Source organism: Roseibium sp. MMSF_3247 (genome assembly GCF_030733765.1).
In the GTDB taxonomy this organism is placed as follows: Bacteria; Pseudomonadota; Alphaproteobacteria; order Rhizobiales; family Stappiaceae; genus Roseibium.
This window is the reverse complement of the sequence record NZ_JASHII010000004.1, coordinates 328,493-351,971: the sequence shown is the minus strand read 5'-3', so window position 1 is coordinate 351,971 and position 23,479 is coordinate 328,493. Positions and strand designations below refer to the sequence as shown.

The 23,479-nt window shown below is 55.0% G+C and carries 19 protein-coding genes; 6 read left to right on the top strand and 13 right to left on the bottom strand.

The genetic code is table 11. The features are described from left to right. Nucleotides 1–15: 15 nt before the first annotated feature. A complete protein-coding gene (tssH, locus tag RBB44_RS15540) occupies nt 16–2,820 on the top strand; it encodes a type VI secretion system ATPase TssH (RefSeq protein WP_306148604.1) in 2,805 nt (934 codons plus the stop codon). 78 nt (nt 2,821–2,898) lie between these two features. Here the strand turns inward: tssH and RBB44_RS15535 are convergent, their stop codons facing one another. From RBB44_RS15535 to RBB44_RS15515, 5 genes are all read right to left on the bottom strand, one after another. Next, entirely contained in the window at nt 2,899–3,900 is a 1,002-nt protein-coding gene (locus tag RBB44_RS15535; RefSeq protein ID WP_306148603.1) for a hypothetical protein, read from the bottom strand. A 195-nt stretch (nt 3,901–4,095) separates the two neighbouring features. Next, entirely contained in the window at nt 4,096–4,374 is a 279-nt protein-coding gene (locus RBB44_RS15530; protein ID WP_306148602.1) for a PAAR domain-containing protein, read from the bottom strand. 93 nt (nt 4,375–4,467) lie between these two features. Continuing rightward, nucleotides 4,468–6,447: a M23 family metallopeptidase gene (locus RBB44_RS15525; protein ID WP_306148601.1), complete on the bottom strand. Its 1,980-nt coding sequence runs from the start codon at nt 6,445–6,447 to the stop codon at nt 4,468–4,470. An 81-nt stretch (nt 6,448–6,528) separates the two neighbouring features. After that, a complete protein-coding gene (locus tag RBB44_RS15520) occupies nt 6,529–8,466 on the bottom strand; it encodes an adenylate/guanylate cyclase domain-containing protein (RefSeq protein WP_306148600.1) in 1,938 nt (645 codons plus the stop codon). Next, nucleotides 8,463–9,140 (bottom strand): hypothetical protein, encoded by a 678-nt coding sequence (locus tag RBB44_RS15515; RefSeq protein WP_209175182.1) that lies wholly within the window; start codon nt 9,138–9,140, stop codon nt 8,463–8,465. Before RBB44_RS15515 ends, RBB44_RS15520 begins: the two co-directional genes overlap by 4 nt. Before the next feature lie 265 nt (nt 9,141–9,405). Here RBB44_RS15515 and RBB44_RS15510 point away from each other — a divergent pair, with 265 nt between their 5' ends. Further along, nucleotides 9,406–10,257 carry a GNAT family N-acetyltransferase gene (locus tag RBB44_RS15510; protein ID WP_306148599.1) on the top strand — a complete coding sequence of 284 codons (852 nt, stop codon included), beginning with the start codon at nt 9,406–9,408 and terminating at the stop codon, nt 10,255–10,257. A 2-nt stretch (nt 10,258–10,259) separates the two neighbouring features. On the opposite strand, the gene RBB44_RS15505 is transcribed toward RBB44_RS15510, so the two are convergent. From RBB44_RS15505 to RBB44_RS15475, 7 genes are all read right to left on the bottom strand, one after another. After that, nucleotides 10,260–11,204 carry an ornithine cyclodeaminase family protein gene (locus RBB44_RS15505; protein ID WP_306148598.1) on the bottom strand — a complete coding sequence of 315 codons (945 nt, stop codon included), beginning with the start codon at nt 11,202–11,204 and terminating at the stop codon, nt 10,260–10,262. Nucleotides 11,205–11,315: 111 nt separating this feature from the next. Then, nucleotides 11,316–12,413: a calcium:proton antiporter gene (locus RBB44_RS15500; protein ID WP_306148597.1), complete on the bottom strand. Its 1,098-nt coding sequence runs from the start codon at nt 12,411–12,413 to the stop codon at nt 11,316–11,318. Nucleotides 12,414–12,540: 127 nt separating this feature from the next. Continuing rightward, nucleotides 12,541–13,320, bottom strand: coding sequence for an ABC transporter ATP-binding protein (locus RBB44_RS15495; RefSeq protein ID WP_133947127.1), 780 nt, complete (start codon nt 13,318–13,320; stop codon nt 12,541–12,543). Next, nucleotides 13,317–14,072 (bottom strand): ABC transporter ATP-binding protein, encoded by a 756-nt coding sequence (locus RBB44_RS15490; protein ID WP_306148596.1) that lies wholly within the window; start codon nt 14,070–14,072, stop codon nt 13,317–13,319. The genes RBB44_RS15495 and RBB44_RS15490 overlap by 4 nt, the downstream gene beginning before the upstream one ends. A gap of 11 nt (nt 14,073–14,083) precedes the next feature. Continuing rightward, nucleotides 14,084–15,289 carry a branched-chain amino acid ABC transporter permease gene (locus RBB44_RS15485; protein ID WP_306148595.1) on the bottom strand — a complete coding sequence of 402 codons (1,206 nt, stop codon included), beginning with the start codon at nt 15,287–15,289 and terminating at the stop codon, nt 14,084–14,086. Between the two features lie 3 nt (nt 15,290–15,292). Further along, complete coding sequence (locus tag RBB44_RS15480; RefSeq protein ID WP_133947124.1) at nt 15,293–16,324, bottom strand: branched-chain amino acid ABC transporter permease; 1,032 nt, start codon at nt 16,322–16,324, stop codon at nt 15,293–15,295. A 110-nt stretch (nt 16,325–16,434) separates the two neighbouring features. After that, nucleotides 16,435–17,790, bottom strand: a complete 1,356-nt coding sequence (locus RBB44_RS15475) for a substrate-binding protein (protein ID WP_133947123.1) — start codon at nt 17,788–17,790, stop codon at nt 16,435–16,437. A 486-nt stretch (nt 17,791–18,276) separates the two neighbouring features. On the opposite strand from RBB44_RS15475, the gene RBB44_RS15470 reads away from it, so the two are divergent. From RBB44_RS15470 to RBB44_RS15455, 4 genes are all read left to right on the top strand, one after another. Next, complete coding sequence (locus tag RBB44_RS15470) at nt 18,277–18,885, top strand: pyridoxamine 5'-phosphate oxidase family protein (protein ID WP_306148594.1); 609 nt, start codon at nt 18,277–18,279, stop codon at nt 18,883–18,885. After that, nucleotides 18,879–20,012: an agmatine/peptidylarginine deiminase gene (locus tag RBB44_RS15465; protein ID WP_371932270.1), complete on the top strand. Its 1,134-nt coding sequence runs from the start codon at nt 18,879–18,881 to the stop codon at nt 20,010–20,012. Before RBB44_RS15470 ends, RBB44_RS15465 begins: the two co-directional genes overlap by 7 nt. Nucleotides 20,013–20,109: 97 nt before the next feature. Further along, complete coding sequence (locus tag RBB44_RS15460) at nt 20,110–22,155, top strand: M3 family metallopeptidase (RefSeq protein ID WP_306148593.1); 2,046 nt, start codon at nt 20,110–20,112, stop codon at nt 22,153–22,155. 146 nt (nt 22,156–22,301) lie between these two features. Further along, entirely contained in the window at nt 22,302–22,706 is a 405-nt protein-coding gene (locus RBB44_RS15455) for a DUF423 domain-containing protein (RefSeq protein ID WP_306148592.1), read from the top strand. Nucleotides 22,707–22,789: 83 nt separating this feature from the next. On the opposite strand, the gene RBB44_RS15450 is transcribed toward RBB44_RS15455, so the two are convergent. Continuing rightward, on the bottom strand, nt 22,790–23,440 hold the full coding sequence (locus tag RBB44_RS15450) for a sulfotransferase family 2 domain-containing protein (RefSeq protein WP_306148591.1): 651 nt from the start codon (nt 23,438–23,440) through the stop codon (nt 22,790–22,792). Between the last annotated feature and the right edge of the window lie 39 nt (nt 23,441–23,479).

Genomic DNA, 23,479 nt, shown 5'->3' with positions numbered 1-23,479 from the left:
AGAAAGGCCAACGTGATGAGTGACATCTTGGTTGAAACAGTCGCGAACAAACTCACGACAGTTGGTTACGAGAGCCTGGAAAATGCCATGCGGCTAACGAAGAGCTCCGGTCACCGGCATCTGGAGATCGTCCACTGGCTCTATTACCTCGTGCGAGATGAAAACTCGGACCTCAATCACATTCTTCGTCATTTCGACATCACCACGGCGACGGTTGATGCAGACCTGCAAGAAGCCATTGGCAAATTCAAAATCAATCAGACCGAGTTACCGGGCATGGCTGCGCCTTTTCAAGAGGCCCTGGAGCGGGCCTGGTTCGAGGGGACGCTTCGATATGGTGATTACAAAATCCGGTCTGCATATGTGTTAATCGCCGCAATGAGCGACAAAGCGACCTGGCGCCAGTTCCTTAGTTACTCGCCCGCTTTTGAACAGTTAAACCGAGATCAGCTGGTCAAAAACTTGGATGAAATTGCCGGGTCGTCTGCGGAAGCCCGGGCCCGCCCAATCGACGGGTCTGGACCTCAAATAGCCCCGACAACATCAGGCGCCGACGATGATGGCAATTCGGGAAGTGGAGCGTCGGATGATGCCCTCGCCCAATTCACCGTAGATTTCACAGCGCGGGCGCGGGCTAAGGAATTCGACCCGATCGTTGGCCGCGACGAAGAAATCCGGCAGGTGATCGACGTCCTGCTGCGGCGCAGACAAAACAATCCAATCCTGACCGGGGAAGCCGGTGTTGGAAAAACTGCAATCGTTGAAGGATTTGCGCAAAAAATAGTCGCCGGCGACGTTCCTCCGACCTTGATCGGCACCCGGCTTTGCGCACTCGATCTCGGTCTGCTGCAAGCCGGCGCGTCAATGAAAGGCGAATTCGAAAAACGTTTGCGAGCGGTTATAGATGCTGTGCATGCGTCGATCGTCCCGACCATCCTGTTCATCGATGAGGCCCACACACTAATTGGTGCCGGCGGTGCGGCAGGCACTGGAGACGCGGCAAATTTACTGAAACCAGCTTTGGCGCGTGGAACCCTCCGCACGGTCGCGGCAACGACATGGTCAGAATACCGCCAGCATTTCGAAAAAGACCCTGCCCTGACACGGCGCTTCCAACCCGTGCAAGTGGACGAGCCCGACGAGGAAAAATGCTTTGCCATGGTGCGAGGTCTTCTCGCCCCCATGGAGGACCACCACCAGGTCCGCATTCTCGACAGCGCAGTCCGTTCCGCGGTTTCACTATCGCATCGATACATTCCAGCACGCCAACTGCCGGACAAGGCCGTCAGCGTCCTGGATACGGCTTCTGCACGTGTGAACATCTCACAAGCCGCGCAACCCGCAAGACTGCTCGACCTGATTGCCAAGAAGGGTTTTTTGGAAACAGAACAGAAGGCGCTCCAGAATGACGCAGAACTTGGCATGGACCATGCCGAACAGCTGAGTTCCCTTGCAGACGCCATCAAGAAAACCGAACAGGACATTGGCGCGCTCAAAACCGAGTGGGAAAAAGAGCGAAAGCTGGTTGCAGGTATTCGCCGCCTCAACAAGGCCCTGATCGACTTGAATGGCGGAGCCCCTGCCCCGCACCCGGACGCCGCGGACATTCAAGACCCAGAACACGAAGGCCCGGCGCTGGTTCCTATCGACGAGATCGAACTGGATCTTGATGTGGACCTCTCGGATGAAGAAGCAATTCGGGCAGCGCTTCATGAAAAACGTGCTGAACTTGCACAAATTCCGGAAGACGACCGGATGGTTTACGCCTATGTCGACGACGAAGCGGTCGCCAGTATCATCTCCGACTGGACCGGCATTCCGGTCGGCCGGATGGTGCAGGATGAGATGCAAACCATCCTGTCCCTAACGGAAAGCCTCAACAAACGCGTGATCGGCCAATCGCATGGTCTGGCGATGATTGCCAAACGGATCGAGACCAGCCGGGCCCAGCTCGGCAATCCGGACAAACCAATCGGTGTGTTCATGCTCTGCGGCCCGTCCGGTGTCGGCAAGACAGAAACGGCACTTGCCTTAGCGGAAACGCTCTATGGCGGTGAGGACAGCCTGATCACCATAAACATGTCAGAATTTCAAGAAGCCCATTCTGTCTCAGGATTAAAGGGCGCACCCCCTGGCTATGTTGGATACGGGGAAGGCGGACGGCTGACGGAAGCAGTACGCCGCAAGCCATACTCGGTGGTCTTGCTCGATGAAGTCGAAAAGGCGCATCCGGATGTGCATGAAATCTTCTTCCAGGTATTTGACAAGGGCTGGATGGAAGACGGAATGGGCCGAAAAATCGACTTCCGCAATACGTTGATCTTGCTGACGTCAAATGTTGGTACGGATCTGATCATGAATGCGGCAAGTCATATGCTGGATGCGCCGGTCTCGGACGATCCGGAACTGGCAGAAACCGATCCAAATGCCCCAGATCCCGAAAAGCTTGCCGAAAGTCTGCGCCCCGCTCTCTTAGACGTCTTTCCGCCGGCACTGCTTGGGCGGATTGTCACAATTCCATATTATCCGCTCTCGCCATCGATGCTCGGGTTCATTATCCGCCTACAGCTCAATAAAATCGTTAAGCGTGTGAAACAGAACCGCGGAGCAGAGCTCACGTTTGGTGAGGACGTTGTGTCCTACATCGTGTCACTGTGCCAAGATCCCGACAGCGGTGGACGGATGATCGACAACATCTTGACCAACGACCTCCTGCCAAAACTATCCCGAGCGTTTTTGACTTCGGAAATGAATGGAGAAGAACTTGTAAGCGTCGGATTAACAGCAGACGCAACTGGCATCAAAATTAATCAGCCCTGAATAAACGACGGGAATTGACGGAGCAGTCTCATTGCAAGCCCCCGGACCTTATAAGACCGGGGACTCTCACGATTTGGGTCAGCGCGGTCTGCCTGCGCCCCCTGAAGCTCCAGATTCAGCCTCGTTGATCCACTCCCAAGTTGCCGCTTTCAATTGCTTCACCGCCTTGTCATGCATCATCATCAACCGGGTACGCGCTCTGGAGACATCGGTCAGTATCGGCGCCCAGGTGGTGACCCCTAGCTTCCCATGTACTTTGGAATAGACTTTTCCACGGTCCGGCGAAGAGAAGTATCCGGTGTTTTCCTTGACGATCTGATTTGTAGCCGTACCGATTTCCTTCATCAGTTTCTTCCGGATCAGATCGTCAATTTCGGTGACAGGCAAAAATCCGATCTTTGTGTAACGACCGCCGCTTGCGACATCAGTCCCAATCGCCCGGACCTTTCGGTTGAGGAGTTGCTTGGTCATCGCGGCACAGCTGCTATCCAAAATCTCATTGCGAAGTCGTTCTTGACGGCTGCGCTCAAGAGCTCCACCGAGTGTCCCGAACAAAAGACCAAACAATGGTCCGACTTTGGCAACGCCACCTGCCATCAGGAGCCCAAGTTTCGGGACATCCATACCCTTGAGAGATCCGGAACTGGTTTGCAGTTTGCCGGTGAGAAACGCGTTCATGCCGATACCGCTGGCACCGAGAATGGCACTCGTCCCAAGCTTTGTCCCAAGAGGAACACTGTAGACCGGCACGCTCCCTGACCCGAGGACAAAAGCGGTCGTTTCACCAGTCGCGGTCACACCGCCAGTGAAGCCGAAGACACTGCCTCGACCCAATACGCCGATGATCCAACCGCCAATGGCAAAGGTGCAAACTGCGATCGCTCCGGCGATGCACGCATTGACGACTCTTTTGTAGGCCGCCGCGATATTATAGTACTCCGACGACAGGTTATAATAAAATGCAGAGTCGTATTCATTCTTGATAAATTTGTAACCAGGTTCCAACTGCTTGAGCAGACTGCCGGTTACATAGACATCGACCAGAGCTTCAGTCATTTTCTCAAATGATTTACTTGGCATGATCAGTCCTCCTTGATCTATGCCAAGATTAGGCGAGTGCGGAAATTTTCTCAGTGACGACGATCACAGATAGTAATTATCTGAAATAACTTAATTACCCTTAGGGAATTATCCATATTTTATTTAGAGAACTGGCATATAAGCCTAAAACAGGAGCTCGGCAGCTCGGAACAATCACGTCACCGTGGAATGAGATTAGCCGATCAGCGTTGGGAAATGGCCGGTCACTATACGTCCCTGTTTGACAGTAGGGTCACCAATCCGAGCCGCTGGCAGATTGCCGATAAAGACCGTGAAAGAGCCCATCAAGATCGGATCCGGAGGGCCACCGCACGCGCACACGTCCGTAACACGCGCTGCCGGAAGGTTGCCGATCAACGCAGTCCAACACCCCGGTGCAACGATGGGCATCGGCGTTCCCATTGTGAACGGGCAAGAATGCAGATCAGTCAAGCGTGCGGCTGGAAGTGTCATCTTAAACTCCGTTCGCCTTCATCCCGTCAATCATACTACTTCAACCCTTTATCGATTGGGATCTAAATCACAGTACAGCCTGCTATTCTGCTCTTATTGGCCCGACAAAATGGTTTGAACAAAATCGCGATATTCCTTTAACGCAGGGCTGGAAACAGACTGAGACACACTTGCTCCCGTCTCCATTTCGAATGCCAATGGGTCAGTCGGTGTTCCACGTTGACGGATCTCAAAATGCAGGTGAGGCCCAGTGGACAATCCAGTTGTCCCAACATACCCAATCAGATCACCGGCTTGCACGACAGAGCCGAGTTCTATCCCCTCGCCGTATTCGTGCATATGCGCATACCGGCTTGTGATGCCGTCTTTGTGCACAAGCTCGATGAAGTTCCCATAGCCACCCCGGACATCCCGATAGCCGACCTTACCGGAAAACGCTGCTCGGATCGGCGTTCCCGTCGGCGCGGCCCAATCCACGCCAGCGTGAAGCCGCTCAGTCTTTTTGATCGGATGAAAGCGCATGCCAAACTTCGATGTTAGAACGCCTTTTACCGGAACAAGCATGGCACCTGACAGACTTACTGAGCCCCCGTCATTCACACAAGCAAACCCCCGGTTTCCAGGCGCTTTCAAGACATAACATCTGACAGACCAATTATCGCCCTGACGAACGCCTGCAAAGAGCACACGCCCGCCACCACGCTTCTCATCTCTTGGCTGATCGGTAAACAGAAGCGTAAATCGTTCATCAGGCTTGATTGCACGCCTCAAGTCCGTGGTAGGCGCAAGATATGCAATCGCTTCACCGACAATCGATGCGGGCACAGCATTTCTGATTGCGGTCGCATAAAGTCCATCAATCAGCCTGTGGCCTTTTGCTTCAGCCTTTTCCTCGGATTCCGATGCATTTGGCGTATCGAAAGGTTTTCCAAACCACGGATCGGCACCAGCAACATATCCATCATCGCCTCGGCGAGTGGAAAGGGCTGCTGCCCCAACAAACCCGTCCCTTCCATGAAGTGAAAGTTGAACGGGACGGTAGTAATCTCCAATCCGATCGACCTTATTAGGAAGACGAACGCCACGCACCGATATTTTATCGCCCGTAACAAAATCGCTCCTGCCGAACTCAGATTCCATAAATTCTTCGACCTGCCGCGCAAGTTCCTTGTCGAAACCACGTTTGGTCAAGAAAGATGTGATTGGGAAAGTATCATCGACCCTCTCCCTGATTTCGATCCGGTGGGCACCCTGGCCGATTGGCCGCTCATTCAGATAAAGATCCAACGTATTTGTCGAAGGCTTTAGAAAAACCGGCAGGTCCTTTGAGGTGCTGCTTTGATCTACTTCAACAACATCAAGCGCCTCACTGTCCGGACCACCGCCAAAATTTCCGAACCGAAAATCTGCTTCCGTACCAGGCGCCCGAGTTATGAGCGAACCCGTATCGTCCAACATTTGGCTGTCAAAAAGATAGGCGCTAACCGTATTGACCAAGCCGAAATTCTCACCGTTCCCGGGAAAACTTAACGGACGTTCCGAAAGCTCAATCCGGCGGTTGGCATCAGACGACTTTAGCAGGACCGGATCGCCAGCCAGCGGTATGACCGCAGACATCGCCATGTCGAAAAAGGGATCGGCCGGCGTTTCGAGATCGTCATTAGCAAGACCGGCTGTTTCCGCCCCCTCACCTGCCACTGGCTGGTCTAAGGACGGGGGCGGCGGGATGCTTTTAGTCGGAGCGGCCGCAACTATGGATGCAGGATCTTCGGCCCGATTTTGTGCCAAGTCCGGCGCAGAGAAAGTTATCGCACCCGAATTCACAAGTAAGACGAGGCCTGCACCGCCTGCGCCAAGCAACAGAAACAACGCAGCAAAACCGATAAACTTCCAGACGGTTGACGGGGGGCTACTGCGGCGTTCAATCTGAGACTGGTCAGGGCGATCGGACTGTGTTCCAGCAGTTGTTACCGAAACATCTGAAGCAGCCGGATTTGATCCGGCCCGGATGATCGTCCGATCGAATTCCGGCCGCGATTGCGTATCCCTCTGTTGGTCTGGCAACTCACCCATACAGCCTCACTGGTATGGCCTTCGAATATCCAAAGCGCGTTTCTTAAAAGGATGCCCTATCGAAACCAGTTTTCAAAGGAACTAGCTGGAAAACTTGACCAGATTGGAGGCTTTTTGATTTTCGCCGTTTGCCGGAAGCTGAGCACTGGCCCCCTCCATGAACACCGCAGGATCATCGACAGTGAAAACTTGAGTGTCGTGGCTGAGGCCACGCAATCTGCCGCTCCAGATGTTTTTGACCGGATATCCGTCTTGCAGATTGCTGGCGACCGGGTCGCTGAACGCCAGCCGAACCTTTCTGTCCTTCGCAACGCTTTCGATCCGGCTGGCCGTATTGACGGTGGTGCCCATAACGGTAAAGGAGCGCCGGTGTTCTCCGCCAATGTCTCCGACAAGCACAGGACCGGCATTCAAGGCAATACGGAGATCAAGGCTGCCCTGGCCTGTCTCTTTTCGGATCTCATCCAGCAGGGCAATAATTTCACGAGAGGCGTCGACAGCTGCTTGTTCGGGTTTTTCGACCGTATTCGGTGCATTCCAGACAGCCATGATGGCATCGCCGATGTATTTGTCGATGTAACCGCCATGCTTGGTAATGACCTGCCCGATCATGTCAAAACAGGTGTTGACCACCCGAACCACCTCGTGATCGGGCAGTTTTTCCGACATTTTTGTAAAGCCGACGATGTCGAGGAACGCCACGACGACGTGACGCGTTTCCCCCCCAAGGGCTGGAAGTTCCTCGGAATCCGCCATTTGCTTGATCACATCCTCGGACAGATAGTGACCGAACAGGTTGACCAGGGATCGTTGCTGCCGTTGTAAAACACCGACCTTACCAATCGCTGCCACAATCATAGACGCCATCACAGCCACAGGAGCAACACCCGGTGCAATCAGGTAGCCGGATTGCAAGCCAATAAGACTGATGCCGAACGCAATCGAGATGCCACCAACGGCGACCACTGGCAAAATCGACAAGGGAAGAAGCAGGCCCGCCACAGTTCCAGCGACCGCAAAGACAAAGGCCAGCAGTGCCAAAGTGCCAGCTGGCGGGTCCAGGGCAATGCGGCCTGACAAAGCCGCCCCGACCATGTCGGCCAAAACAAATACACCGGCAGTCGCATGCCGGACCCCAGGACGGCCACTCTCACCCGTTTCAGCAAGCTCGGCGGTCAGCTGCGGCAAGAACCTGTCGGAATAAAGGTGTTCATCCTCATTTGGCATGGTGCTGCCAAACAAGATCACCCGCCCTTCAGAAAACGCCTTGATTTGCTCCCTACCCGCTTCTGTTTCGGTCAGCGCCAGCAAATCAATCAAGGACAGGTAGGGTATCGATGACGCAAGCCGATGTTCCGGGATCATCGTGTAACTTGTCGAGATGGCGGCGTCCGCGCTCGCCAACAAGGCATCAATCAACAAGGGAGAGTCGATGAGCGGAAGCTCTGGCGTGTGCCGGCGGACGACGCCATCCGTATCGGGGGTAACTTCGGCAAAGCGGACGCCGGACGTGCCGGCGGCGGCGGAAATAGCCCGGTGGGGCACACCTGTGCTTGTTCGAGATACAAAGACCTTACCGCGGTTTTGATAGAGAAACCTGAGGAACGGCCGGTCAAAGCCGCGCAGGCGCTCCTCGCCGGTGTTGGGGTCAGCAAAAGAATCGGCGCTAAAGGCAAATACGAAATCATAGCCGACGCTTGCCGCACCAGCGTCCAGAACCGCCTGCCCTGCCGTTGCCAATACAGGGCTCATGAAAACACGAGGGACGGTCGCCAGCCGGTCGGAATTCAAAGACACCTGATCGAGCCCGACAACGGCCACCGGTGCGCGCTGGTTCTTTTCTTTCTGAGATAACAGAGACTTGGCCTGAAAAAGCCGATCGACAAACCAGCCTTCCCAAATGGCGTTTTGGGCGCCAAGACCAAGGACCGTTCCGGCAGCAAGTGCCAGAAACGCGATTACAGCAGTCAGCCGTTTGCGGCCAAGTAAATGGACTGAAAACGGACGCCCCGCCGTCATTTTACAACTACGACAGCCGTCTTCCGTCCAACAGTCGCTGGATCGATCGTGAACTCCCGCATGACAACTTCGCCGTCGGCCGTGCTGCTCTGCAAGAAGAGCTGCACGTCGATTTTGTCAGTCTCCTCATCGCGGACCGGCATATCGGTCAAGACATTCTCACCGAGTTCGAACCGCTTCGGTTCACCGCCCTCAAAGGATACGAACACACTGTCATATTCAGTTTTCAGCTGGTCGTCGAAACGGAGCATCAGCGAGGCAGCTGTTTTATTGGCCGCCTTGATGCTCCGAAGTGTGACGGTCAGGCCCTTGTCAGCAGTGTCCGGATCCGTTCCGCTGTCTGCCTGCAGGCAGTTGCCGGCCCGCAGTTCCTTCTCTTCTCCCCCATCGACTTCATATCCGGTGGACGTGAAGACCACGCGGCCGGCGGTTATCCGCACCTCGCGGCACGCGCTGTAGTCGAGGAGGTCAATGTGTCCGGAATTGCCAAGTTCGACAACATCTCCGGCCGAGAGTTCGCTGAATGCTGGAAATGCGACAGCCTTTGACTTGTCCAAAACGAGAGCCAAGGGCTCGGCAAAACCAGCGCCGGCACTTGCCACAATACCGGCCGCGGCCAAACCAGCAGCCATGGATTTCGGATAGAGTGAGAAGAAACCAAACGCGGTCTTCATGACGGTCTCCTGAAAAATCACGCACAATACGGCGCAGGATCGCAGCCGTTTGTTTGAATGGATTATAGCACCGGACGGCGCCAGACATGTGGTCTTGGTCACAAAAACACCGGACCAGCTGCAACATCAGGAAATTACTTGGTAAAATTGCGACGGGATTTCTGTCTTTTCGCGGCAGCTACCCGCTCAATGTCAATTTTGAGCCGTGATCGACTCATTTTATGGTCTTGTCAGTCCAACAAATCGCGCACGCTTCGGAGGCACCATGGCGGTCCAATTGAACATAAGAAACTTGAACGCCGAGGATATCCAGACCGCAATCGACTGGGCCGCGAACGAAGGTTGGAACCCGGGTCATGAAGATGGCTTGGCGTTTTTGGAGGCGGATCGTTCCGGTTTTTTCGCTGGCGAAATCGATGGGGAACTTGTCACAGTCATCTCCGGTGTTCGTTACGGTGATGGTTTCGGCTTCATCGGCCTGTTCATCACGCACCCGGATCACCGCTCCAAGGGACATGGACAATTGGTCTGGGATCACGCAATGACCTATCTTGATGGCCGAACCATCGGTCTGGATGCGGTGAAAGAACAGACGCCGCGCTACGCAAAGCATGGGTTCAAACCCGTCTACCGGAACGTGCGCTACGCGGGCATTTCCATGTGCGACACCCCCATGGATTCCCGGCTGACGCCAATTGGCCAGGGCCTGTTTCCGTCCGTTCTTGACTACGATCGGAAGTTTTTTCCGGATGAGAGAACAGACTTCCTGAAACTTTGGACCGCCCCCACAGCCCAAACCCGACGAGGTTTTGCCTTTGTTGAAAACGGCGAAATTCAAGGGTATGGAGTTCTGCGTCAATGTCTGGAGGGGTTCAAAATCGGGCCTTTGTTCGCCGACACTCCAGAAATCGCGGACACATTGTTCCGCGCCCTCGCCGGTCAAGTGAAAGGCCAGACCATCATTCTGGACATCCCGGAACCGAATACGGCTGCCCTCTTACTCGCCGAGAAATACGAGCTGTCACCGGAATTCGAAACGTTCCGAATGTACAAGGGCCCGGCTCCCGACCTGCCGCTCGATCAGAAGTTTGGCATCACCACCTTTGAACTTGGATAAATCTATTTGCGCGCCGTCTCATAGGCGAGCATGGCACCCGCAAGGTCTTCCAATGCCGCTCCCACCGATTTGAAGAAGGTCACCGCATCATCGGACTGGCGTCCTGGATGGGTAACTCGGCAAAGGTCATAAAGGTCGGCCTTGATGTCCTCCGGTGCAATCACACCGGCCTTTAGGGGCTGGACCACGTCACCGCCTTCGACAAGGCAGCCATCTCTTGTATCGACAAAAAGGTCCGCGCGTTGGACCAGGTCGTCGTCGCTTTCCCGCATGGACGGCTTGAACGCGCCAACCAAATCGACATGAGCGCCCGGTTTAACGAGGGCGCCCTTGATCAGCGGTTCGTTGGAAAGTGTCGCAGCGCTAATGATATCCGCCTTGCCGAGAACATCCTCCAGATGACCGGCAACGGTCACAGAAACCGGATAGGTCGCGCCAACATGGCGCGCAAGTTCAGCGGCCTTTTCCTTCGAACGGCCCCAGATTGTCACCTGCTTGATTGGCCGAGCCGCCATATGTGCGGCCACGAGATTTGGGGCAAGACGACCTGTGCCGACAATCAGCAAATGACTTGCGTCTTCCCGCGCAAGATATTTGGCTGCGAGCGCAGATGCCGCCGCCGTTCGCCGGGCAGTCAATTCGCCCCCGTCAATCAGAGCCAGCATTTCGCCTGTCTTTGCGGAAGACAGAAGATACTGCGCCGCCACTGCCGGCAATCCCCGCGCAGTGTTCCCCGGCATGACGTTGACCACCTTTACCCCGGCGTATTCACCTGGCACCCACGCCGGCATCAAGAGCATGGTCGCGTCCGGTTCTCCCGACATTTCCATGTCATGGTGGTGACGGGTCGGCATCACACATCCAGAACGGAAAATCTCTTCCAGAGCGTCGATCAGAGCAGGAAATGGCAGCGCGTGACGGGTTTGGTCTTCAGAAAGGAGCAGCATAGGCAACCGGAATCAGGGGGATTGGAAACAGAAACTGCGCTCAGGAAATCATATTTGCGGCGGCAGTCCAACCACCACTTGACTGAAGTCAGCAGCCTGTTGGTCCGCGTTTCACGAAAGATCGAAGATCAGCATGATATAGGCTGCGAACAAGGCAAGGTGGACAGCGCCTTGCAGGTAGTTCGTCGTGCGGCTGCCGAAGGTCAAAAGGCTCACAAACAGGGTCAACACCAACATGATGATCTCGGTCGTTTCCAGGCCAAGTTCAACCCGCAAACCGGTCCACCATCCGACAATCAAGACAGCGGGCACAGTCAAACCAATTGTTGCCACCGCAGACCCAAGACAAATGTTGACTGCCCGCTGAAGCATGTTGTCCCGCGCGGCCTGCACCGCACTCATTCCCTCCGGCATCAAAACAAGTGCAGCGACAATGAAGCCACTGAAAGCGATCGGCGCGCCGACAGCGGCAATTCCGAAATCAACGTAAAGTGCCAAACTCTTTGACAGGAGTATGATCGGCAAAAGCGCGCCGAAAAGCCCAATCACATGAAACGGAACGGTCCGGACAACCACACCATGATGTTCATCGTGACCGGCACTGTCCGGTTGGCGGAAGATGTCGCTGTGGGTCACGGTCTGTATGGCCAGGAAAACACCATAAAGAATTACTGACATCGCGATCTCAAAGCCGACTTGAAGCGGCGACAGTTCACCACCTGGAGCGGAATGCGTGATGCGCGGCAACACAAGTGCAAATATTGCGAGCGGGACAAGCACTGACAAAAACGCGTTCGCGCCTTGAAGATTATACGTCTGGTTACGGTGCTTTAGGCCGCCCAGCAACAGACAAAGCCCAACCAAACCGTTCAGGACGATCATCACGACTGAGAACATTGTATCCCGCGCCATGGTCGGAACCGCATCGCCGGACAGCATAATCGCAACAATCAGCGCCACCTCGATGCCGATCACAGCCAGTGTCAGGATCAAGGTCCCGTATGGTTCGCCGAACAGTGTCGCCAAGCCTTCAGCATGGCGCACGACGGAAAAGGCGCACCACATCACAACGATAAAGATCAGCGCGAGCAGGATCAGGCTGCCAAACGTGCCAACTGCGGCCGGTTTCAGACCATCGCCAAGCAGCTTGAAGGCGGCAAAGGCAAGGAACCCGACGAGGCTCGGAAGTTCTGATCGTAATATGGACATCCCGCCGCCCCAGCCCGCAGAATCAATGAAACACGGTTTCCACTATAGGCAGCGCCACTGGTCGAACAACCGAACAAAAAAGGCCGGCGCAAACGCCGGCCCTTGATCATCCAATATTCTGGCAGCTTTAGATCGCGAGATACTCCTGTCGGAGCTCTGCGTTGTCCAGCACCTCTTGCGCCGTGCCGTCAAAAACAACCTCACCCATGTCGAGGATCACCGCCCTGTCCGCCAAGTGGAGCGCCGCGATGGCGTTCTGCTCAACGATGATGGTTGTCATGCCCAGATCCTTCACGCCTTCCAGGATACGCTCGATTTCCTGGACGATAACCGGCGCCAAGCCTTCATAGGGCTCATCCAGCAACAGGAGCTTGATGTCCCGTGCCAGGATACGGGCAACCGCAAGCATTTGCTGCTCACCACCGGACATGGTGGTGCCTTCCTGGTTGCGCCGCTCTGCGAGCCGCGGAAAATGCTCATAGATCCGCTCGATCGACCAGCCCTTGGGCTCTGCAATCTGAGACAGCTCCAGGTTCTCCTGAACCGTAAGGCCAGGAATGATGCAGCGGTCCTCTGGCACCAGGCCGACCCCGTTTTGAGCGGCCTGAAAGCTCTTCATTTCATGCAGAGGCTTGTGGTCGAGCCAAATTTCCCCGTGGGTGAGCGCGGGGTCGTCCATGCGGGCGATCGTCCTCAAGGTCGAGGTCTTACCCGCACCGTTCCGGCCAAGAAGAGCAAGGATCTCGCCTTCGCGCACGTCGAAGCTGACGCCCTGCACGATGTAACTCTCGCCGTAGTAGCCGTGAAGGTCCCAGGCAGAAAAGAAGGCCGGAGCACCACCGCGGGCTTTCTTTGGCGGAACAGCCGGCGCCGTTTTGCCGGCGAATTGGTCTTCAAGAATGGTCACAGGTGCGCTCCTCCGAGATAGGCTTCCTGAACTTTCGGATCTCCCTTGATGTCTTCTGGCTTGCCTTCGGCGATGATCGCCCCTTGCGCCAGAACGGAAACCTTTTCGGCCAGCGAGAACACAACGTGCATGTCGTGCTCGATGACCACCTTGGTAATGCCGCGGTCACCGATGCGTTTCAAAAGATCGATGGTGTTGTTGGTATCTGCCCGGGACATGCCAGCTGTCGGCTCGTCCAGAAGCAAAAGTTTCGGATCCTGTGACAAGCACATCGCAAGCTCCAGCCGGCGTTTGTCACCACGCGATAAGGAGCTCGCTGTGATGTCACGCTTTTCGGCGAGACCGACATCTTCCAGCATATGCATGGCCTTGTCCCGAATCTCGGCATCCTGATCCACCCGCGCAAACGCGTGGAGTGCAAACTCGCCGTCCCGCTTGGCAAGTGCCGGGATCATGATGTTTTCCATCAGGGTCAGATCGCCGAAAATTTCCGGTGTCTGGAACACGCGCGACACACCCACCTGGTTGATCTCGTGCGGTTTCATGCCGGTCAGAGAAATGTCCCCGAACATCACGGTTCCGGTATCTGGAGCCAGACGCCCGATCATGCAGTTGAGGAAAGTCGACTTACCGGCTCCGTTCGGACCGATGATCGCATGGACGGTGCCTTCTTCCACACTGAAGTTAACGTTGTTGAGAGCCCGAAGTCCGCCAAACGACTTGTTTACGCCCTCGACTTTGAGGATTTCCATATCAAATCACCTTATTCAGCTGGCGCGGCGGATGGTTTGGCACCAGAGCCTTTCGCGGTGGACGACTTGCGCTTGAACAGCCGCCCGATCCTCTCAAGACCTTCCATGATGCCACCAGGCAGGAAGATAACGATCAGCATAAACATGATGCCGAGTGTCAGGTGCCAGCCCTTGCCGATGAACGGGTGGATGACGAACACCAGGAAGTCAGCGATGCCTTCCGGAAGACCGGAGAACCATTCGTAGAGGATGTTGTCGTTGATCTTGGAAAAGATGTTTTCCAGATACTTGATGAAACCAGCTCCAAGGACCGGACCGATCAAGGTGCCTGCACCGCCGAGAATGGTCATCAGGACAACCTCACCAGACGCTGTCCACTGCATGCGCTCCGCACCTGCAAGCGGATCCATCGCCACCATCAGACCACCAGCCAGACCGGCATACATCCCAGAGATGACGAAGGCAGCAAGTGTATAAGGCTTAGAATTAAGACCCGTGAAATTCATACGTTGTTGGTTGGACTTCACCGCGCGCAGCATCATGCCGAAGGGCGAGCGGAAAATCCGGATCGCAATATAGAAAGCGATCATCATCACAACAGCGCAGAGGTAGTAGCCCGCATTGAACGTGAACAGCCACCCGCCAACGGCCAATTCAAAACTGTCGCGCATGTCGATCCCAAAGAAGTGGGCAAGCGGAATGGTCCCATCTACCTGGCTCACGCCGAGGATACGCGGATCATCAAGCGCAAGCTGCAGTCCGGTTTCACCGGCCGTGATTGGGGTGAGGACCGAATAAGCCAGAGAGAACGACATCTGAGCGAACGCGAGGGTCAGGATCGAGAAGTAGATGCCTGAACGCCGCAGCGAAATGTATCCGACGATGACAGAGAACAGACCGGCAAAGATCACCGAGATAATGATGGCCGGCAGAACGTTCATGGTCAGCAGCTTCATCATCCAGACGCCAGCGTAGGAACCAACACCCAGGAAGGCAGCGTGACCGAAGCTGAGGTATCCAGTCAGGCCGAAGAGGATGTTGAAGCCAATGGCGAAGATCCCGAAAATCAGGAAGCGTTGCATCAGGTCAGGATAGCCTGCGTTGAATTGCGCGAGCTCTGAATTTTCCGGAAAAGGATTCAGAAGGAACGGCGCAAATACAACCAGCAGCAAGACGAGGATGAAGAGCGACGTGTCTTTTTTGTTAAGTCCAAGCATGATTTAGCTCTCCATTACGCCCTTGCGGCCCAACAGTCCCCGCGGACGGGTGAGAAGGATCACAATCGCAACGAGATAGATGATGATCTGGTTGATGCCCGGCAGCAGGGCGACGACCTGCGCCATGGACGCAAAGCTTTCGAGAATCCCGAGCAGGAACCCAGCAGCGACGGCCCCGGGTAGCGAGCCCATGCCGCCGACAACCACAACGACGAAGCTGAGGACAAGGAAGTCCATCCCCATGTGGTAGTTGGGTGAATTGATTGGGGCATACATCACGCCTGCAAGGCCTGCCACAATCGCAGCAAGGGCGAACATGATGGTGAAGCGCCGGTCGATATCAATGCCGAGCAATCCGACCGTTTGCCGGTCTGCCATACCCGCTCGAACAACCATGCCGAAGGTTGTGAACTGGAGGAAGGCGAAGACCCCGCCGATAATGACCGTGGCGAACAGGAAGTAAACAATCCGCCAGTAAGGATAGATGATGACATTCGGGTCCATTCCGATCATCGCACCGAAATCAAAGCTGCCAGCGAAGACTTCCGGAGCCGGTGTCGGGATCGGATTTGCGCCGTAGAAATACTTGATGATTTCCTGAAGAACGATCGCTAGGCCGAAGGTCACCAGGATCTGGTCCGCATGCGGGCGCTTGTAGAAGTATTTGATCAGGCCGCGTTCCATGAACAGGCCGACCAAAGCCATGATCGGAATTGAGAATAGGATCGCAAGGGGCACCGACCAATCAATGATCGCGCCTCCCATCTCGGGGCCAAACCAGGCTTCTACATAAGGTGTTTCAACCTTCAGCGGGTTCCCGAGGAAGTCGGTCCGGGTATCGTCGATGGTGGTGAACGACACGGACAGCAGACGGTTCAGTGTGACCGCGCAAAAGGCCCCGATCATGAACAACGCGCCGTGGGCGAAGTTGACAACGCCCAATGTGCCGAAAATGAGGGTCAGCCCAAGGGCGATCAGCGCATAAGCGGACCCCTTGTCCAGACCGTTCAAGATTTGAAGAAGTATCGCGTCCATCGCTCTCAGCTCGGATCAACAGCGCGTGGCGGTAGCCCCCAACCGCGCTAGATTTCAAGGAAAATACCGACAGGGCAGAGACCCGCCCTGTCGGATTTTTTTAGATTGGATTAGGCGCCTGAGTTACAGGTACCCAGTGCACCACCAGCAAACTGCGGATGATCCGGTGCATAGGTCACCTGCTCCACAGGTGTCACTTCGACGATTTCCAGAAGGTCGAAGTCGGATGTCGGGTTTTCTTTACCCTTCACGACCAGAACGTCCTTGAAGCACTGGTGATCTTCAGCGCGGTACAAGGTCTTGCCGTTGCCGAGACCGTCGAACTCGAAGCCTTCGAGGGCTTCAACAACACCGCATGGGTTGAACGTGCCGGCACGCTCACAAGCATCCGCATAAAGCAGAGCCTGAACGTAGCAGGTGTGCGCAGCCTGGCTTGGCGGGAAGCCGTATTTCTGACCGAAGGACTTCACGAAAGCCTTGGAGCCTTCGTCCTGCAGCGACCAGTGCCAGTTGGTGGAGCCGAAGATGCCTTTAACGTTCGCACCAGCACCCTTCGCCATCAGGCGGGAGTAGAGCGGAACGATGATCTCGAAGTTCTTGCCGTTCACGACTTTGTCGCGCAGGCCGAACTGAACAGCGTTGGTGAGTGAGTTCACCATGTTGCCGCCGTAGTGGTTCAGAACGAGAACGTCAGCATCGGACTGCAGAACCGGTGTGATGTAAGCCGAGAAGTCCGTCGCGGCGAGCGGGGTTTTGACGGTCTCAACGGTTTCCCAACCCAAAGCCTCGGTGGACTCTTTGACAGCCTGCTCTGTGGTGTAACCCCAGTTGTAGTCCGCGGTCAGGTGGTAGGCCTTACGGTCAGCGCCGTATGCATTCTTCAACACCGGAGCAAGAGCTGCACCTGACATGTAGGAGTTGAAGAAGTGACGGAAGCCGTTGGCGCGCTTGTCTTTACCGGTGGTGTCGTTGGAGTGGGTCAGACCCGCCATGAAGATCACGCCAGCTTCCTGGCAGAGCGCCTGCACGGCCACGGCCACGCCGGAGGACGAACCGCCGGTGATCATGATTGCGCCGTCTTTTTCGATCATCGACTTTGCAGATGCACGGGCAGCATCAGACTTGGTCTGGGTGTCACCGGTTACGTACTCGACCTTCTTGCCGAGAATACCGTTGCCCTTCAGCGCCTTCGACGAGAAGGTGCCCATCATTCCGCCGTCGCCTTCACCGTTCAGGTGTTCAACAGCAAGTTCGTAAGCACGGAGTTCGTCAGCCCCCTCTTCGGCATAAGGTCCGGTCTGCGGAACGTTGAAGCCGAGGGTAACTGTCGAGCCGGTCGGCTCATTCAAGTAGCCCTGCGACCACGCACGGCTGGTGAACACCGTCGGCATGGCGAGAGCCGTACCGCCGAGCGCGCCGGCGCGCAGAATCGAACGGCGATTAAGGGGTTTGCGAATTAAGCTCATTCTTTCCTCCCAGAAAGGCATGGCGGGCTCACCTTGAGCGCGCCTGCAGTAGCTGTACAGCGGCAAGCAGCTCAGACCTGTTCCCCGTCCGGTTGCCCGGCTCCACCACGTCAAAACTGCAAGCTGGCAAGACTTTAGAAACGATGCACTTCAGTCAGCAATACGACTATTGGCGCGCCCTACTTTCTAGCGCCTAATACTTTTGAAGTAACGCTGGCTAAATACTTCTCATGACACCTCACTCATGTCGCAGCGCAAACAAACGTCATGCTTGGATCATGGCCATTCTCAAAATTTTCTTGTTGCGCCGCAAAATGACCTATACGTAATGCGGCAAAACACCTATTCATCCAGATCATTAGACAAAAGTCATATATGATCGGCTCGCCCGCCCAGGCCCTCACATGTTGGACCAGGCCAAAACCTGCACATAAACAATGCACCTGCCGAAATTTTTCTCATGAAACCAACGACGAGAGATTTTTTATGACCGTTCTCAAAACCATCGATGAGCTTGAAAAACACTACGGGCCAGTCGGCGAAGCATCGCTCATAAAAGTGACTGATCACCTGACCAGCGCCTACCGTCAAATCGTCGAGAAATCCTGCTTTTGCACGCTCTCAACAGTGGGACCGGAAGGTCTTGATTGTTCCCCGCGGGGTGACGCGGGCCCGGTCGTTCGAATCAAGGACCCTCGCACTTTGCTCATGCCGGATCGGCGGGGAAACAACCGCATTGATTCTCTGCGTAATATCATTCGTGATCCGCGCGTCTCGTTGATGTTCATGATCCCGGGCTGGAACAATGTTTTGCGCATCAATGGACTTGCGGTGATCTCAGTTGATCCGGCGCAGCTCGCGTCTTTTGTTATGGAGGGCAAAGAGCCCCGGTCCGTCATCGAGATCACGATCGAGGAAGCTTACTTCCAGTGCGCCCGCGCCATCATGCGCGCAGACCTCTGGAATCCGGAGAGCTATATTGCCAAAGGCGACATCCCGACCCCCGGACAAATCATGCAGGAAATTAAGGACAGTTTCGACGGATCGACCTATGATGCGGACTGGTTGCAAAGGGCAAAAGGGTCCATGTGGTGACAAGAACAGGCCGATCTCGGAGACGTTTTTTGCAAGGCGCCTCTGCGGCGACAGCAGTGTTGGCGGCAAGTAGCTCTGGAGCAGATTTCATGATGTCAGCGCAAGCTTCCCCGATAGGCTTGCCCGAAGGCTACTTCGTCCCGGCAGAAGACGACCCGCACGAGCGCACGTTCATGCAGTGGCCAGTGAACCGCAGCGTTCATCCAGACCGCTGGTTTCTGCAAGACCTGCAGCAAACCATATCAGACATTGCGAACACCATTGCCGAGTTTGAACCTGTGGTCATGCTGGCCGGTGCTGATTATCATGCGAACGCCCGCAAGCGTCTCTCCCAGTCCGTCGAGTTATGGGATATCCCGACCGACGATCTCTGGTGCCGGGACGCAGGACCACTGTTTGCAATCAACGATCAGGGCGGCCTCGTTGTCTCGGGAATGAAGTTCAACGGCTGGGGCGGAAAACAAGTCCATGACAACGACGGTCAAATTGTATCGCGTGTCGCAGAACGTATGGGCCTGACTGTTTATCCGAGCGGCCTGACCGGTGAACCAGGCGGCGTCGAATGGGACGGCCACGGCACCCTGCTGGCCCATGAAAGCTGCTGGGTCAATCCAAACCGCAATACGCTCTCACGCGCCGAGATCGAAGACCGGCTGCTGAGCGCCTATGGCGCGGACAAAATGATCTGGGCACCCGGTGTTGCTGGTCATGACATCACAGATGATCACATCGACGCCCTCGCACGCTTTGTTCGCCCGGGTGAAGTTCTCATTCAAGTTCCATATCCGGACGACAATGACATCTTTTCTATCTCTGCCAAAAAGACGCTCGCGATCCTGAAGTCGGCGACGGATGCGGAAGGACGTCACTTGAAGATCACCGAAGTGCCCTCACCCGACCGCATCAGAGTGACATCTGATGATTTTCTTGCGTCCTACGCCAACTATTACGTTCTGAATGGCGCCGTTGTATGCGCTGAATTTGGCGATCAGGACACAGACAGCGAAATGCAAAGGACTTTGCAGCGGCTTTATCCGGACCGCGAAATCGTCGCCCTCAATGTCGACTCCCTCGGCGAAACCGGCGGCGGCATCCACTGTGCGACACAACAGCAGCCAAGGGTTTAACCTCGACGTAGTGGAATAACGGAAGCGCCTCTTTAAAGGACGATCAGCTTGCGCCATATCTGAGTGCAGTCGATTTCGAACCCTTTTGAGGACTTTCATGACCGCCAATCCGTTGCTGACCGACTGGACCACGCCTTTCGAGCTCCCACCTTTCTCTGAGATCAAGCCGAGCCACTTCGAAGAGGCTTTCGAAGTTTCCATGGCAGAGGCCCGCGCCGAGATCGATGCAATCGCGGATCAGGCAGCACCGGCAACCTTCGAGAACACGGTTGTTGCACTTGAAACATCGGGAAAGGCTCTATCCAAAGTTGCACGAACCTTTTTCAATTTGAGCGGCGCCCACACCAACGAAGCCCTCCAGAAGATCGAACGCGATCTTGCTCCAAAGCTTGCCAAGCACAGCTCCGACACACTGCTCAACGCCAAACTCTACAACCGGATTGCCACTCTTTGGGATGAAAAAGTCTCCCTCGGATTGCCCTCCGAAGATGCCAAGGTCCTGGAACGTTATTACAAGATGTTCCAGCGCGCAGGTGCGGGGCTGGAAGCAGATGACAAGGCCCGCATGGCAGAGCTCTCGCAAAAGCTGGCAACACTCGGCACATCCTTTTCGCAAAACGTTCTGAAAGATGAGTCCGAGTACCAACTGGTTCTTGAAACCGAGGAAGATCGCGCCGGACTGCCAGACTTTCTGATTGCAGCCGCCGCAGAAGCCGCAAAGGAACGGGGCCTGGACGGCAAGCATGTCATCACCCTCTCCCGTTCGTCGATTGAACCGTTCCTGCAGTTCTCCACCAACCGTCGGCTGCGCGAAGAAGCGTTCAAGGCATGGTCTGCCCGCGGTGAGAACGGGGGCGACACGGACAACCGCGCAATCATTAAGGATACCCTGGAGCTGCGCGCTGAAAGAGCCGGGCTTTTGGGTTTTGACAGCTTCGCCGCCTTCAAGCTGGACGACACGATGGCCAAGACACCGGAAAACGTCCGCGATCTCTTGACCAAGGTCTGGACGCCGGCTGTTGCTCGCGCGAACGAGGAAGCAGAAAAACTCGGCGAGATGGCTCAGAGCCTGGGCGAAAACCATGAGATCGAGGCATGGGACTGGCGGTTCTATTCAGAGAAGGTCCGCAAGGCGGAGCACGATCTCGATGAAGCCGAGCTAAAGCCTTATCTGCAGCTCGACAAGATAATCGAAGCGGCATTTGACACGGCAACCCGCCTCTTCGGTGTCACCTTCCGGGAACTCAAGGACATGCCTGTCTACCATCCGGATGTTCGGGCCTTTGAAGTCTTGAACCCTGACGGGAGTCATAAAGGCTTGTTCCTCGGAGACTATTTTGCCCGTCCTTCCAAACGCTCCGGTGCCTGGATGAGTGCGTTCCGCTCCCAGCACAAGCTGGACGGCGGCGAAACACCGATCATCGTCAACGTCATGAACTTCTCCAAGGGCGCATCGGGTGAAGCGACGCTTCTGACCTTTGATGATGCGCGCACTCTCTTCCATGAGTTCGGACACGGGCTGCACGGGCTACTGTCTGATGTCACTTACCCAATGATCTCCGGGACATCGGTCGCACGCGATTTTGTCGAGCTTCCGTCCCAGCTCTACGAACACTGGCTGTCCGAACCTGAAGTTCTTTCCAGGTTTGCCGTTCACTACAAAACCGGCGAACCGATGCCAAAAGCGTTGCTCGACAAATTGCTTGCAGCCGCGAACTTCAATCAAGGTTTTGCGACCGTGGAGTATACCGCCTGCGCCCTTCTCGATCTGGAACTCCATTTGCTGGACGATCCGTCAAGCTTTGATCCGGTCGCGTTCGAAAAGGCCGAACTTGATAAAATCGGCATGCCGAAAGCGATCACTATGCGCCACCGCATCCCGCATTTCCAGCATGTCTTCTCCGGCGACGGCTATTCATCCGGATATTACAGCTATATGTGGTCAGAGGTGATGGACGCAGATGCTTTCGGCGCTTTCAAGGAAGCCGGTGACATCTTCGACAAGGACACAGCGGACAAGCTCCTGACCAACATCTATTCCGCTGGCGGACGTCCAGATCCGGAAGACGCTTATGTCGCGTTCCGCGGCCGCGCCCCAAAAATCGACGCCCTTCTGGAAGGCCGCGGCCTCGCCGCAGCCTGACTTGATTGAGATGCAGTCCCGGCCCCCGAGCCGGGACCATTGTTTTTAGATCCTGGCGCAAGGCCGGGACGGCAAGCAAGACCTTTCGACCTCATGCAATCGATTGTCCAACCAACGAGTTTCTGATTATGCAGACCTCGCCCACTATGTCCGACGCCACCTCAAAACTTCTCCGTCTCGGTGTGATCATTGGCGGTTTAAGCGGGGCTTCGGGCGTCGCGGTTTTGGCTCTCTCGGCGCATGCGGATACGACCGGTCTGATGAAGACCGCAGCCCACATGCTGCTCTTCCACGCACCCGTCTTTCTAGGGATGGGACTAGTCGCGCAGATCCGGCGTGTTCCGTTTTTGCCGGTTGCCTTTGCGCTTATGGTCGTTGGCATCACCCTGTTCAGCGGCGACTTAATCGCACGCGCCACAATCGGCAACCGTCTTTTTCCGATGGCGGCCCCGACTGGCGGACTGCTGACAATCGCAAGCTTGATCGCACTGGCTCTCAGTGCAATCCAGATACACCCAAAGATCAACAGAAGTGGTCCAATTTCACACTGACCAGCTCACAAATCCAAAACTGTCGACAGAATTTTCTACCCTCAAGTAAGACAGTCGTTTCTACAAAAAAATTGAATTCAGTTTTATAATTTACTTGTTTCAAACAATCTTCCGAAGTGTTTCTCGTAGAGATCGAAATCATCCTCATAAAGCTTTTCGATCATAGAATTTGTTTTCGATCCAATTTGCACCGGATGCTTAATCGAGTTGTTCAAGTGCCCTAAATTTGGCACAAAACTTAGGTGTTTTTCAAAAAATTCCAAGCATTTATGCAATTCTTCCATTCTATATATACTTAGGCTCGGCTCAATTTCTCCTGCCGCATTCCGCAACCAAGAAGTCTGGGGTTGAGCGTGAATTCTGGAGAGCTTTGGTAAGTTCGGATCTTTGTTGAGAACCGCTTCCAGAAAAACATCCAAAGAACTAAAAAGCGAGAACTCTGGCGCTTTTTGCCGGGACCAACGATAGGCTGAAACAATACGTTCAGTTGGGTTCCTCAGAACTGTAAATGATTTGAAGTCTGAGATATGTCTTCCGAGAAAATTCTCGATATCGTGAAAAGCGACGTGCCAACCGATAGATTTTCGTGTGCGATCGTAAAAATTGAGATTCAGGACTTCTTTACTTGGGGTAGTTCGCTGCACTCCATAATGCTCCCAAATTGCCGCCGCTACCGTGCTACTCCCTGTTTTTGGAACCTTTATATAAATTACTTTTTGATCAACGACGATCATAGGTCGCTCCGTAAATTTAGCAAAAAAAAGCAAAATCGG